Raw genomic sequence first — 13,334 nt, 5'->3', positions numbered from 1 at the left:
TAGAATGGATTAGTTCATTTTTCTTTAAAGAAAAGAAAAAATAAATTCAATGAAACACACATATCACATACACGGAATGACCTGCAACGGTTGTCGCAGTCACGTTGAGGAAACGCTCTCTAAAGTAGGAGGTGTTTCAAAAGCAACAGTCGATTTAGATAAGGCAGAAGCTAACATAGAAATGGAATCACATATTCCCATAGAAACATTTCAAGAAGCCTTAAAAAAAGATGGTGGTACATATAGCATTCATAAACAAGGTGAACACCATCAGCATTCAGAAGCTAAAAAGGAAAAGCAACCTAAAGGTACAGGCACATTTTATTGTCCTATGCATTGCGAAGGCGATAAAACTTATGATAAACCAGGCGATTGTCCTGTTTGCGGAATGGATTTGGTGGAAGAACAAAATCTATCAGCAACTTCAAAGGAACAATGGACGTGTCCGATGCATCCAGAAATTGTCAAAGACGAAGCAGGTTCGTGTCCTATTTGTGGGATGGATTTAGTGCCAATGGAAGCAGATAGTTCAGCAGAAGAAAAAACGTATAAAAAGCTATTAAAGAAATTTTGGATTGCCACAGCATTTACCTTGCCCATTTTCTTAATGGCTATGAGCGAAATGCTCAATAACAATCCGTTGTACGATATAATGGAACAGAAATATTGGAACTGGATTCAGTTTGTTTTATCCATTCCAGTTGTCTTTTACGCTACGTGGATGTTCTTTGAGCGTGCTTATAGAAGCATAAAAACGTGGAATCTCAATATGTTTACACTTATTGGAATCGGTGCAGGTGTGGCTTGGTTATTTAGTGTATTTGGGATGTTGTTTCCAGATGTATTTCCTGAACAATTTAAAACTGAATCAGGCGCAGTTCACGTCTATTTTGAAGCAGCAACTGTGATTTTAACGTTAGTGCTTTTAGGTCAGTTGTTAGAAGCTCGTGCCCATAGTAAAACCAATTCGGCAGTAAAAGAACTGTTGAAATTAGCACCTAATAAGGCCATAAAAATAGTAGATGGTGAAGAAGTTGAAGTCAGTATTGACGAGATAGAACTTAATGATATTCTAAAAGTAAAACCAGGAGATAAAATTCCTGTAGATGGTATGATAACCGAAGGTGAAACAACCATTGACGAATCTATGATTACAGGTGAACCCATTCCTGTAAACAAATCTCAAGAAGATAAAGTAAGTAGCGGAACCATTAATGGGAATCAATCCTTTTTAATGAAAGCAGAAAAGGTAGGAAGTGACACTTTATTATCACAAATCATTCATATGGTTAATGATGCCAGTAGAAGTCGTGCACCTATTCAAAATTTAGCAGATAAAGTTTCAGGCTATTTTGTGCCAGTTGTAGTTCTTATTTCTATTATCACATTTATTGTATGGTCTATTTGGGGACCAGAACCAGTTTATGTGTATGCGTTTGTCAATGCAATTGCAGTACTAATCATTGCTTGTCCTTGTGCTTTAGGTTTAGCAACACCAATGTCTGTAATGGTTGGTGTGGGTAAAGGTGCTCAAAATGGTGTATTGATTAAAAATGCTGAAGCTCTTGAAAAAATGGATAAGGTAAATACGCTTATCGTTGACAAGACAGGAACAATTACCGAAGGAAAACCAACAGTTGAAACCGTTGGAGCTTTTAATGCTGCTTTAAGCGAAAAAGAAGTGTTACAATACATAGTTTCATTAAATACCAATAGTGAACATCCTTTGGCAGAAGCGACAGTTAAATATGGCAAAGAACACAACGCAGAAATTTTAAAGTCCGAAGATTTTAGTGCTGTTACAGGAAAAGGTGTTGAAGCTAAAATTGATGGAAAAAATGTAGCATTAGGTAATCCTAAAATGATGGAATATGCTAAAGCGGATATTACTTCTAAAATGAAAGACGAAGCTAAATCTTACCAAGAACAGGGTAAAACAGTTTCTTATTTGTCAATAGATGAAACCGTAGTTGGATATGTAGTTATAGGCGATAAAATAAAAGAAACAAGTGCTAAAGCCATTAAAGCACTTCAAGATAAAGGCATTGATGTAATAATGCTAACAGGCGATAATCACGATACTGCAAAAGCAGTAGCATCAGAACTTAATCTCGCAGATTTTAAAGCCAGTATGCTACCAGAAGATAAACTCAAAGAAGTAGAGAAACTGCAAGAAAAAGGGAAAGTGGTTGCTATGGCAGGTGATGGTATTAATGATGCACCAGCATTGGCAAAAAGTGATGTAGGTATTGCAATGGGAACAGGAACAGATGTAGCGATAGAAAGTGCTATGATAACTTTAGTAAAAGGCGATTTACACGGTATTGTAAAAGCAAAAAATTTGAGTAATACTGTAATGAAGAACATTAAGCAAAACCTATTTTTTGCACTTATCTACAACACTTTAGGTGTACCTATTGCAGCAGGTGTGTTGTTTCCATTCTTCGGAATACTACTCTCGCCAATGATAGCAGCTTTAGCAATGAGTTTTAGCTCGGTTTCGGTAATAGGTAACGCATTACGATTAAGAACAAAAAACATTTAATTATATGCAGAAAACAGTTTTCAAAATATCAAAAATGGATTGTCCTTCTGAAGAAAATCTAATTAAGATGAAGCTATCTGATATAGATGGTATCAAACAACTTGATTTTAATTTAGAAGAAAGAATCTTAACACTATATCATAATTCAAATGTAAATGAAATTGGTAATGCCTTAAATGAATTAAAATTAAATGAAAGTTTAATCAGTTCAGAAGATACAGACACAATTATTACTGAATCTACAAGGAGTCAATCCAAACTGTTGTGGACAGTTCTAATCATCAATTTTGCATTTTTTATTATCGAAATGAGTACAGGACTTATTTCAAAATCAATGGGATTAGTTGCTGATAGTTTAGATATGTTGGCAGATTCATTTGTTTACGGATTGAGTTTAATAGCGGTTGGTGGTACAGTTTTAAAAAAGAAACGGATTGCAAAATATGCAGGCTATTTTCAGATAACACTTGCAATTATCGGAATCGTTGAGGTAATACGTAGATTTTTAGGCTATGAAGCTTTACCTGTATTTTCAACAATGATTATAGTTTCAGTATTTGCTTTGATTGCAAATGGCATTTGCTTGTACCTCTTACAAAAATCTAAAAGTCAAGAAGCACATATGCGTGCCAGTATGATTTTTACCTCTAACGATATTATAATAAATCTTGGCGTAATTACAGCAGGCGTTTTAGTCAATTGGCTGCATTCTGGTATTCCAGATTTAATTATAGGAATCATTGTATTTGGATTGGTGATACAAGGTGCATTCAGGATATTAAAATTAAGTAAGTAAAAAGTTTAACTATAAAATCAAAAATTATGGAAAATTCAAAAGAACACTCAAACAAAGGAAATTACAAAACCTTCTTTATAATGTTGGCTTGCTCATTTGTAGCAATGTACATAACGATGTATTTAAACACCTATTCCATAGACCACGTATGGTTTAGTCTAACACGATTCTATATGACGTGTTTAGGAATTTCAACAATGGCAGTAATAATGTGGTTTTTTATGCGAAAAATGTATAATGATAAAAAGAAGAATATCGCAATACTCGCAAGTAGTTTCATTCTGTTTGTTGGTGCATTAGGGTTGGTAAGAACACAAGCACCCATTATTGGTGATGTCCTTTGGATGAAAGCAATGATACCACATCATTCTATCGCTATTTTAACAAGTGAGAGAGCAGATATTCAAGACCCAGAAGTTAAAAAATTAGCAGAAGACATTATACAAGCACAACGTAAAGAAATAGAAGAAATGAAAGCAATGATAAAACGATTAGAGAATGAAAAATAATAAAATAGTCATATATATTGGCATACTCGTAGTAGGTGTGTTATTGGGTTGGTTGCTTTTTGGTGGCTCATCAAATGAAGAAATAGACCATAATCACGATGCGGTTGCAGCAACCAATCAAATGTGGACGTGTTCTATGCATCCACAAATTATGCAACCAGAACCAGGCGATTGTCCTATTTGTGGTATGGATTTAATTCCTGCGGAAAGCGGAAGTGATGGCTTAATGGCAGACCAATTTAAACTAACAGAAAATGCGATGGCATTAGCCAATATTCAAACAACTGTTGTAGGCAAGGGAAATGTTGAAGGCAACACCATAAAGTTATCTGGTAAAATTGCTGAAAACGAAGAAGCCAATGCAGTACAGGTAAGTTATTTCGCTGGAAGAATTGAACGTTTGAATGTGAGTTTTACAGGCGAAGAAGTTCGTAAAGGTCAATTATTGGCAACCATTTATTCGCCAGAACTCTATGCAGCACAACAAGAATTAATCACAGCAGCTTCTTTAAAAGAATCTCAACCTGCTTTATACAAAGCAGTCCGTAATAAATTGAAATTATGGAAACTCTCTGAAAATCAAATCAACCAGATTGAAGAAACAGGAAAAGTAAAAGAAAACTTTCCTGTTTATGCAACCGTTTCGGGTACTGTTACAGAAAAATTGGTAGAGCAAGGCGATTACATCAAACAAGGACAACCCTTATTAAAAATTGCCAATCTCAACACAGTTTGGGGAAACTTTGATGTGTATGAAAATCAGATTGACCGCTTTAAAAAAGGACAGGAAGTGATGATAACAACCAATGCTTATCCTAATAAAGAGTTTAAAGGTAAAGTTGATTTCATTGACCCAGTTTTAAACACGAAAACAAGAACTGTAACCTTACGTGTTGTTTTAAGCAATAAGGACGATGTATTTAAACCAGGAATGTTTGTAACCGCAAATATTGAAGGCAGTACAGCTAAAAATGATGAAGTATTATCAATTCCTGCATCTTCCGTATTATGGACAGGTGAACGTTCTGTGGTGTACCTTAAAACAAATCCAGACCAACCTATTTTTGAAATGCGTGAAATTAAATTAGGCAATCAAATTGGTAATGAATATGAAGTTGTAGAAGGTTTATTTGTTGGAAATGAAATAGTGACCAACGGAACATTTACTGTAGATGCTGCTGCACAACTACAAGGCAAAAAGTCTATGATGAATAAAGATGGTGGTAAAGTAATGACTGGACACGAAGGTCATTTAGGTATGGATAACAATGCATCTAACAAAGAAAGTGACCACACTAATATGAATGAGCGTTTGGAAGTATCAGAGAAATTTCAACAACAGTTAAATAGTGTTTACAATGCGTATATCAATTTAAAAGATGCTTTAGTAAAAGAAGATTCAATAAGTACTTCAGCAAACGCAACAACTTTATTAAATAAATTGAACAAAGTAGATATGAAATTGTTGCCAGATAATAAGGCGCATAACCATTGGATGTCATTAGAAGGCGAAATAAAATCTTCTGCAACTTCAATTTCTGAAACGTCCGATATAAAATCACAAAGAGACCATTTTAAACATTTATCATCACATCTAATCAATGCTGTACAACTATTTGGTATCAATGAAAAGGTCTATGTAGAATTTTGTCCAATGGCAGATAACAATAATGGTGCTTATTGGTTAAGCAAAGAAGAAAAAGTAATCAATCCATATTTTGGCGAAGCAATGCTAACCTGTGGTGAAGTAAAACAAGTAATAGAATAATAAATCAAGTAATAACAATTAAATTTTAAACAATGAATTTTTCAAAGAAAAATCACGAACACAAAAACAAAAATGTAATCGACGTGAGTAAAAAAGTAATTTTAAGTGTAGCTGTAATAGCAGCATTAGGTTTAACAAGTTGTAAAAACGAAACCAAAAAAGAAACAGAAACCACAACTACTGAAATGTCTAAAGATATGGCAATGACAGACCTGTCTTTTGGTGTGAGAGGAAATTGTGGAATGTGTAAAAACACTATCGAAAAAGCAGCTAACGGTGTTGAAGGTGTTGCAAGTGCTAATTGGGATGTCGATAAAAAGAAGATTGATGTGTCTTTTGATGATACCAAAACAGATGCTATGACAATTCACAAAGCTATTGCAGCTTCAGGGTATGATACTGAAAAAGTAGCAGGTGATGAAGAAGCATATGATGGTTTACCAGGTTGTTGTAAATACGACCACGAAATGATGATGAATCAATCTGGTGAAGAAAAAAGTGATGACCATTCAAATCACGACCATTAAGCAATAATGAAAGAGTCTTTTTCGGAAGGCTCTTTTTTATTCCCCACAACCCAAAACCCAGTTTTTTCGCTTGCCTTGTCTTGAGCCTGACGAAAGCTCAAAATCCTCTGTCTTTTGTGTTGTTCCGCTCACCTAACAAGTTTAGCGTTTTTTTGTCTTTAAGGTAATAGCATATTACAGCTTTGGTTTTCATAAAATCAAACCAAACTGCAAAAAGCTATTCTGTTATTATTTTATCATAAAACCCTAAACTCACCCAAGCTATGTTACATAATACAAGTTATAGTAGCAAACGGCACTTTTCAAAGGTTTGCTATCGCAGTATTAATGCATTTTGTAGCTATAACTGGTATTATGTAAAATATCCGCTATTCCAACGCGCACTTCCGTACATTAAACCACATTTTGAACTAACATTAAACATTTGAACATTTTAAGGTTTCCGTTAATTGATAATAATATTCGTTACCTCATTCAAGCTGCACAAAACCATCGTTAAGTCCAAGTATTCCTTACCTCAAGTCTTTGTTTGTTTCATTTCGTTAACAAATATAAAAGTCCACTTTTCCCCACCACCCAAGTCAGCGGTTATAAAAAAATAGGTTTATAAAGTGTAGTAATACCCCATAGCATATTGCTTTTTCTCGTGCCTCAAAAAAAGCAATTAGCTATTGTCTAAAAGTCCTGTATAAGTAGCTTGTTTAAATGCTGTTTTATCAAACAACTATTTAAAACGCTACCCATACAAACGCTTCATCCAACACTTAATAACAAAATGCAACCTATTTTTTTAAGTGTTAATTCCCCAGAAAAGTTAAAGGCAATTTCAATCAAGTTTAAACCAATTTGAAATATTAAAATAAAAAAAGATGGCAAATATATGTGGCTACCTCTGCCAACCGCACAAGGCTATAAAGGTCAAGCCCTACGGGTTTTGAATAAAACTTTTTTCAATACCTTTTTTTTTGATTTAGTCATTCAATAAAAAAACTTTTATCCAAAAACCTTGACAGCCTTACCCACGCCACAACAACTATGGCTATCTTTTTTCTTTTCAAAAAAAAATAATGGCGCGAAGCGTAGCGAAGCAATTTTAAATTGGATAGCTATGTCAACTTTTGAACTAAAAACACACCAAGTCGGAAAAGCTTACTCAAACCCTCATTTTTTTATACTAAACAAAGGGCTAAACAGCGGAAAACCGCTCTCAAATCCTTGCCCTAATTGTTTCGTAGTTACTACTTCAACCGAAAAGGAAAAAAATACGTTGTATCATTTGTCTATGATGCTACAAATAGGCGGTTTTTACGCTTACTATTTAAAAGGAAGTGTAATTCCATTTATCTCAATATATGATTGCAGAAATACTCTAAAAAATAGTTTTATATCATTAATAAATAATGAATTTCAATTGCAAAAGCATATTAATATGGTGTCAGCAATTAGTAAAAAAGAAGCCGAACTTCAAAAAGTCATTTCAAAAATGGCAGATTTGAAAGTATCATACATTCAAAGTTTATTTTCTAAAATGCAAAAAGAAGCAATCTAAAGCAACAAAATCCATATCTAACGAATAGCATAAAACTTGCCATATATTCAGTCGGAAGGTACAACTTCGTGTTAAGTCCGTACCAAGTCCGAAGAAAAATAAGTTTCATTTAAATTATTTATGTTATGGGTAAAATTTCCCAAGGTATTTTAGGAGGGCTTTCAGGTAAGGTTGGAAACGTTATCGGTGGAAGCTGGAAAGGAATTGATTACATTAGAATTAAACCCTCAAGTGTAGCCAATCCAAGAACTGTTGGTCAAGTAAACCAAAGAACAAAGTTTACTGCCACTTTAGAATTTTTACAGGCTGTAAAGCCTTTTATTAAGTTAGGGTATAAAGGATTAGCAGTTAAGAAAACAGAATTTAATGCTGCAATGTCGTATGTGTTGAATAATGCGATTACAGGTACAGAACCTAACTTTGTTGTTGACTATCCAAACGCTTTAGTAAGTCGCGGAGGTTTATCTGGTGCGTTAAACCCGACGACTGATTTAGCAACTGCTGGAGAAGTAACTTTTGGGTGGGATGATAACTCTGCCGAAGGTAACGCAAATGCAACTGATAAAGCGATGTTGTTGGTTTACAATCCCTCAAAAAAGGAATCTATTTCTTTACTTGATGGAGCAGACAGAACAGTAGGTTCTCAAATTGTTTCAATCCCAACAACTTATGCAGGAGATACGGTAGAGTTATTTATGGCGTTTATTACTGCTGATGGTAGTCAAGTATCAAACAGTATTTATTTAGGCTCTGGTACAGCTAATTAATGCTTGGTGTTTTTATTTGGAAACCGCTCTAATCGAGCGGTTTTTTTTGTGCTATATTAGTAGCTCAATTTATTGATGTTTACTCTTTATTTATTCTTTTTATGTATTTTTTGCACCCTATTTGTTGCCCAAATGCCTTAACGTCAATAGACATAAGGATAGTTAAATATTGTATCGGGAAGTAATTACATTTGGGAAACATTTGGTGTTGGTTTTCATGAGATTACATTTTGATTATGTTTTTTTTAAAGTTCCTTTTTGTTCAAAATTTTTTTTAATATAACCTACAGTTATATATATCTTTAAACTATAAACGCCAAATATGGTATATCTTCCTTCTGGCAAGCAGGTACATCAATATGGTATATATGTCGGATTTTTAGATTGATCGTAGTTATATTTTAAGATATGATAATTCCTAAATCCGCAAATACGCTTTTCCGCAATGAAATGTAACCCTGTTTGCTTTTATTTACGTTTTACTTGTTTTTAAATTTAATGTTCAATATATTTGAATGTTCATTGTCACTGAACACTTAAAAATAATGAACAAAAGATGATGTATCGAAATCAGGATTTTATATACGAAGCTGTTACTAACCTTGAAAAATTAATTGATATTCCAATTGATATTGAAACATCAAGGACTAATTATGATGCCATTTTAAAAATCAAAAACATACAGTTTGTAGTAGAAGCAAAATCAGCTATGAGAAGCTCTAATCAGGGACTGGTATTATCACAGCTTGAAAAAATTAGAAATCGAAGCAATAAACCAATTATATTAATTGCACAATATATATCTAAAGAAGCGGCAAATCAGCTAAAGGAGAGGGAGTTTAATTATGTAGATATTGCAGGCAATGCTTTTGTTAAAAAAGACGACCTAGTGATTTACATTGAAGGTCAAAAGAGAAGAACGGCTACCTTAACCAATCAATCTCGAGCCTTTCAGGAAGCTGGAGTTAAAATCATCTTTCATTTGTTAAGCGAATCCGATAACTTACAGGATTCATATCGAACTATTGCTCAAAAAGTAGGTGTATCTCTAGGTTCTGTAAGTAATGTGATGGCTGAACTGGAAGAATTAAATTATTTGATTAAAACCAAAGACAAAAGAGTGCTTAAAAACAAGGAAGAGCTTTTGGAACGATGGTTAGTGGAGTTCAACACCGTTTTAAAACCTCGAATTATAAGAAGCCGAATGAAGTTTATAGACTCTGATATGGCTCAAAATTGGCGTCACAAACTGTTAAATCAAACAGGTGGTGAAATCCTTTTGGGAGGTGAACCTGCGGGAGCAATCCTAACTGATAATTTAAGACCGCAAGAATTTACCATCTATAGTAATTTGGAATTACCTGAAATCGCAAAAACATTGCGTTTAGTTCCTAATAAAACGGGTAATGTAGAAGTGCGCCAAAAGTTTTGGCAAAACAATAACTGGAATAAAAATACTGTACCAGCCTTATTGATTTATACCGATTTAATGAATAGCGGCTATGGTAGAAATGTGGAAATCGCTAACCAAATATTTGAAAATGAGTTACAGCATATCCAGTAAAAAGTTCAACCATCCGCTATTAAAGCCTATTCTTCAGGAATTAACCGACTATTTCAAGGCATCGGGTATTTCCTTTTTTGTCATTGGAGCCACAGCTCGCGATATTATTATGGAGTTGCATGATGAAAGTTCCGGACGTTTAACGCATGACTTGGATATAGCCATCACCATCAACGATTGGGAACAATATAAAACCGTGGAAGAAGGCATTACACAACTACCTAATTTTACTAAAGACCCAGACCAAAAACAACGTTTTCAATACTTGGGGAAATTCGATTTAGACATTGTGCCTTTTGGGAACATCATGAAAGAAAATGATAAAATCTTCTGGCCACCAGAAGAGGAATTCGCGATGTCAGTCCTTGGTTTTCCTGCGGTAAATGAGGCGTCATTAAAGGTAAGTATCGATTTAGATATCGACGTTCAAATCGCATCCTTGGCAGGTATAGGGCTTTTAAAAATAGTAGCTTGGAGAGACCGCAACCATAAAACGAATAAGGATGCGGATGATATCGCTTTTATCTTGCAAAACTATCTGGAAATCCATCGGGATGGATCGTTAGAACATTTTGAAGCTGTCTATACAGACGACCATACCATAGTTAAAGGAGGTGCAACCTTATTAGGTATTCATATCAATCAATTATTAAAAGATTATCCAGAGTCTAAACAAAGCCTTAAAGAAATTTTAGTTACGGAAGTGGAACAACAAGAAGAAAGCAGACTCATTAATCAAATATTAGAAACCCATAAAGTTTTAAGCTACGATGAGGTTTTAAACAGCATAGAAAATATAAACAACCAAATAACAATATAGTCAATCAATGGCAACAGAAATAAAAGAAAAAAAGGACAGTACTGTTTTAGAGGATAGCCAATTACTCTGCATATTAGACCAATCAAGCTAAAAAAATAAGCGCTAAAGAAAACAACCTAAAATCGGTTATTTTAATGTAAAACGAAGAATATGGTTTCGATTTAGATGATATGGAACGTGATTTTACCATTGTCTATATCGACCCTGAAACGGACAAGTCGGAAAAGCAGAAGTTGGAATTAGTAGTTTTTCAAAAAAGTAAAGAATACGTATCGGTAAATAGTTGCTACACTATCTGGTTTCTTCAATTTTTAATAATAACCACTTTTCCTAATATGTGATTTTGCTTGTTGTCTAGATTAAATACTAAGCTACATGACGAATTAGGTATTCTAAACTGTCGACATGTGTTCATTTTTACTGAATTTTAATAATTACATTCCCTCTTTTCCTGCCTTTATCAACATATTTATGCGCCTTTACTATTTCTTCAAGCTTAAATGTTTTATCAATAAAAGGTTCTAATTGATTTTTTTCTACGTTATCCTTTATCAGTTCAAGATTCTCAATTTTCTCTTTTGTAAGCATATTTACAGAAACAAATTTTCCACCTTCATTTAAAACCTTTTTAGCTTTAGATTTCTTTGTTTTACCTACTGCATCAAAAACGATATCGAATTTTTCGTTAGATTTAGAATAGTCTTGTTTTTTATAGTCCAAGCAACTTTTAGCTCCTAGCGATTTTACCATTTCAAAGTTTGAGGAGCTACAAACAGCTGTTACCTTAGCTCCTTGCTTACTTGCAATTTGCACAGCATAACTCCCAACGCTTCCAGAAGCACCATAGATTAATGTATTGCTGTTCTTGGTTAAGTTTGCTTTGTTGAGTAGAAATATCGCTGTCATTGCTCCCACAGGTAAAGCGGCAGCTTTTTCATGAGATAGGTTTTTGGGTTTTAAACTAATTACACCGTTTTTCCATTTTTCGGGTAAACAAATATATTCTGCATAAGACCCCGTTTTCAGCATGGTAGTTGTGCCAAAGACTTCATCTCCTACCTTAAATTTAGACACATCTTTTCCTATTCCCTCAATTACTCCAGATAATTCGTGTCCTAAAATTGTCTTTTTAGGTTTAAAAACCCCAAATATTAATCTAGCTGGAAGCCAAAATAAAGGAGGGAAATTTGAACTGCGAAGTCTTACATCTCCTGAGGTAACAGTGGCCGCATAAATTTTTACTAAAATTTCATTATCTTTTGGTTTGGGTTTTTTAATTTCCTTTAATTTAAGAACTTCCGGTGGGCCATATTTTTCATAAATTACTGCTTTCATATCTATTTGCTTTTAGCTATTCTGAAACGTTCACTTGGTTAAAATAGGTTTTTAGCCTATTAGGCTTCATTTAAAATTTAATACCGTATACATCGTTAGGAGTTTTGCCTTCTCAATATTTTTACAATACGGTTTATAATTATTTCCGATAAGTTCCATTCATATCCATTAAAATCTGTTGTGTTAATAAATTGAACGATAACTGTATCTATATCTTTATGGTATTCTGCGAGACTTTGGTAACCAATAACTAAACCTCCATGGTCGTAAACGTAAGGATAGATGTCTTGCTCACCTTCATTAAATATGGAGCCATCGTTTAGTGCTCGCAAGAATGTACCAACATCTTCTGCTGTAGCAAGCATTCCGTATTCATTTGCTTTAAAATCTTTGTCATATCCAACATAGTAGCCACTCATTACATCATCTAAATCAACTTCGTTTAGCGAAAAAAAAGTGTTATTCAGCTTTAGTGGTATTAATATTTTTTCCTTTATATAGTGCTGGTGGCTATATCCTAATACATTATCAATAACCTTACGGAGCAATAAATAATTAGTGTTTGAATACTCATAGCCTTCATCTGGTTTAAAACTGGCTGGTAAATCAAGGGCAAATTCAAGGGCTTTTTTTCCATTTTCCTGCTCGTTTTCCCAAAAGGCAGGATTATCTGTAAAATTGGGAATACCAGACCGATGTTGAACCATCATTTTCAAGGTAATTTTTTCTGCATTTTCAATTCTACCTATAAGTTCTGGAAAGTAATCGGCAAGCGTTTCATCTAAAGATAGGGACTTTTCTTTTACAAGTTTGGTGATTGCTACAGCAACATATAACTTGCTAATACTGGCAATTTTAAATAATGATTTTGGGTCTGCGGGTATTTTATGTTCTCTGTCTTTCCAACCACCTGTATAAAACGCTGGTGGTTTTCCTGCTTCGTCTATATAAACAATCATTCCATCAAATCCATGACCAATAGCTTCATTAACTTGTTCTTGAACTGTATCTGGTAGTGGCAAAATCCACGCCTTTACCAAAATCCATGGTACATAGAATAAGGATATAGCTGTGCCTAGTAATAATACAATTCTAAATATTTGCTTGATTCGTTTTTTTGTCATGATCTCAAATACTTTTAGTGTTAGGCATTT

Annotated in this window: 11 protein-coding genes; 9 read left to right on the top strand and 2 right to left on the bottom strand. The window is 34.0% G+C overall.

Features of this window, described 5'->3' with window-relative positions; translation table 11 throughout:
- Positions 1–49 precede the first annotated feature (49 nt).
- The 9 genes from CLV33_RS05670 to CLV33_RS05630 all read left to right on the top strand — a co-directional run bounded on the left by CLV33_RS05670 (position 50) and on the right by CLV33_RS05630 (position 10,845).
- Complete coding sequence (locus CLV33_RS05670) at positions 50–2,545, top strand: heavy metal translocating P-type ATPase (RefSeq protein ID WP_105473061.1); 2,496 nt, start codon at positions 50–52, stop codon at positions 2,543–2,545.
- A gap of 4 nt (positions 2,546–2,549) precedes the next feature.
- Positions 2,550–3,341 carry a cation transporter gene (locus tag CLV33_RS05665; protein WP_027879802.1) on the top strand — a complete coding sequence of 264 codons (792 nt, stop codon included), beginning with the start codon at positions 2,550–2,552 and terminating at the stop codon, positions 3,339–3,341.
- Between the two features lie 26 nt (positions 3,342–3,367).
- A complete protein-coding gene (locus CLV33_RS05660; protein ID WP_105473060.1) occupies positions 3,368–3,850 on the top strand; it encodes a DUF305 domain-containing protein in 483 nt (160 codons plus the stop codon).
- The gene (locus tag CLV33_RS05655; protein ID WP_105473059.1) at positions 3,840–5,618 is read left to right on the top strand and encodes an efflux RND transporter periplasmic adaptor subunit; all 1,779 of its coding nucleotides are present in this window, start codon (positions 3,840–3,842) and stop codon (positions 5,616–5,618) included. Before CLV33_RS05660 ends, CLV33_RS05655 begins: the two co-directional genes overlap by 11 nt.
- A gap of 32 nt (positions 5,619–5,650) precedes the next feature.
- Positions 5,651–6,145, top strand: coding sequence for a heavy-metal-associated domain-containing protein (locus CLV33_RS05650; RefSeq protein ID WP_105473058.1), 495 nt, complete (start codon positions 5,651–5,653; stop codon positions 6,143–6,145).
- A gap of 1,108 nt (positions 6,146–7,253) precedes the next feature.
- On the top strand, positions 7,254–7,694 hold the full coding sequence (locus tag CLV33_RS05645; protein ID WP_105473142.1) for a DUF6943 family protein: 441 nt from the start codon (positions 7,254–7,256) through the stop codon (positions 7,692–7,694).
- A gap of 125 nt (positions 7,695–7,819) precedes the next feature.
- On the top strand, positions 7,820–8,461 hold the full coding sequence (locus CLV33_RS05640; protein ID WP_054851354.1) for a DUF6266 family protein: 642 nt from the start codon (positions 7,820–7,822) through the stop codon (positions 8,459–8,461).
- A gap of 556 nt (positions 8,462–9,017) precedes the next feature.
- A complete protein-coding gene (locus CLV33_RS05635; protein ID WP_244906389.1) occupies positions 9,018–10,025 on the top strand; it encodes a type IV toxin-antitoxin system AbiEi family antitoxin in 1,008 nt (335 codons plus the stop codon).
- Entirely contained in the window at positions 10,003–10,845 is an 843-nt protein-coding gene (locus CLV33_RS05630; RefSeq protein WP_105473056.1) for a nucleotidyl transferase AbiEii/AbiGii toxin family protein, read from the top strand. Before CLV33_RS05635 ends, CLV33_RS05630 begins: the two co-directional genes overlap by 23 nt.
- Positions 10,846–11,262: 417 nt before the next feature.
- Here CLV33_RS05630 and CLV33_RS05625 read toward each other — a convergent pair whose 3' ends face one another.
- Positions 11,263–12,180: an NAD(P)-dependent alcohol dehydrogenase gene (locus tag CLV33_RS05625; RefSeq protein WP_105473055.1), complete on the bottom strand. Its 918-nt coding sequence runs from the start codon at positions 12,178–12,180 to the stop codon at positions 11,263–11,265.
- A gap of 95 nt (positions 12,181–12,275) precedes the next feature.
- Positions 12,276–13,304 carry a serine hydrolase domain-containing protein gene (locus CLV33_RS05620; protein WP_105473054.1) on the bottom strand — a complete coding sequence of 343 codons (1,029 nt, stop codon included), beginning with the start codon at positions 13,302–13,304 and terminating at the stop codon, positions 12,276–12,278.
- Between the last annotated feature and the right edge of the window lie 30 nt (positions 13,305–13,334).

Source organism: Jejuia pallidilutea, from assembly GCF_002973595.1.
Taxonomy (GTDB): Bacteria; Bacteroidota; Bacteroidia; order Flavobacteriales; family Flavobacteriaceae; genus Jejuia; species Jejuia pallidilutea.
Note: the sequence above shows the minus strand (reverse complement) of the source record. Positions and strands in the feature narration are given on the sequence as shown.

Bases quoted from the DNA above. Each gene is read 5' to 3' on its own strand.
- CLV33_RS05670 (WP_105473061.1), top strand. From the start codon at position 50: ATGAAACACACATATCACATACACGGAATGACCTGCAACGGTTGTCGC.
- CLV33_RS05665 (WP_027879802.1), top strand. From the start codon at position 2,550: ATGCAGAAAACAGTTTTCAAAATATCAAAAATGGATTGTCCTTCTGAA.
- CLV33_RS05660 (WP_105473060.1), top strand. From the start codon at position 3,368: ATGGAAAATTCAAAAGAACACTCAAACAAAGGAAATTACAAAACCTTC.
- CLV33_RS05655 (WP_105473059.1), top strand. From the start codon at position 3,840: ATGAAAAATAATAAAATAGTCATATATATTGGCATACTCGTAGTAGGT.
- CLV33_RS05650 (WP_105473058.1), top strand. From the start codon at position 5,651: ATGAATTTTTCAAAGAAAAATCACGAACACAAAAACAAAAATGTAATC.
- CLV33_RS05645 (WP_105473142.1), top strand. From the start codon at position 7,254: ATGTCAACTTTTGAACTAAAAACACACCAAGTCGGAAAAGCTTACTCA.
- CLV33_RS05640 (WP_054851354.1), top strand. From the start codon at position 7,820: ATGGGTAAAATTTCCCAAGGTATTTTAGGAGGGCTTTCAGGTAAGGTT.
- CLV33_RS05635 (WP_244906389.1), top strand. From the start codon at position 9,018: ATGATGTATCGAAATCAGGATTTTATATACGAAGCTGTTACTAACCTT.
- CLV33_RS05630 (WP_105473056.1), top strand. From the start codon at position 10,003: ATGAGTTACAGCATATCCAGTAAAAAGTTCAACCATCCGCTATTAAAG.
- CLV33_RS05625 (WP_105473055.1), bottom strand. From the start codon at position 12,180: ATGAAAGCAGTAATTTATGAAAAATATGGCCCACCGGAAGTTCTTAAA.
- CLV33_RS05620 (WP_105473054.1), bottom strand. From the start codon at position 13,304: ATGACAAAAAAACGAATCAAGCAAATATTTAGAATTGTATTATTACTA.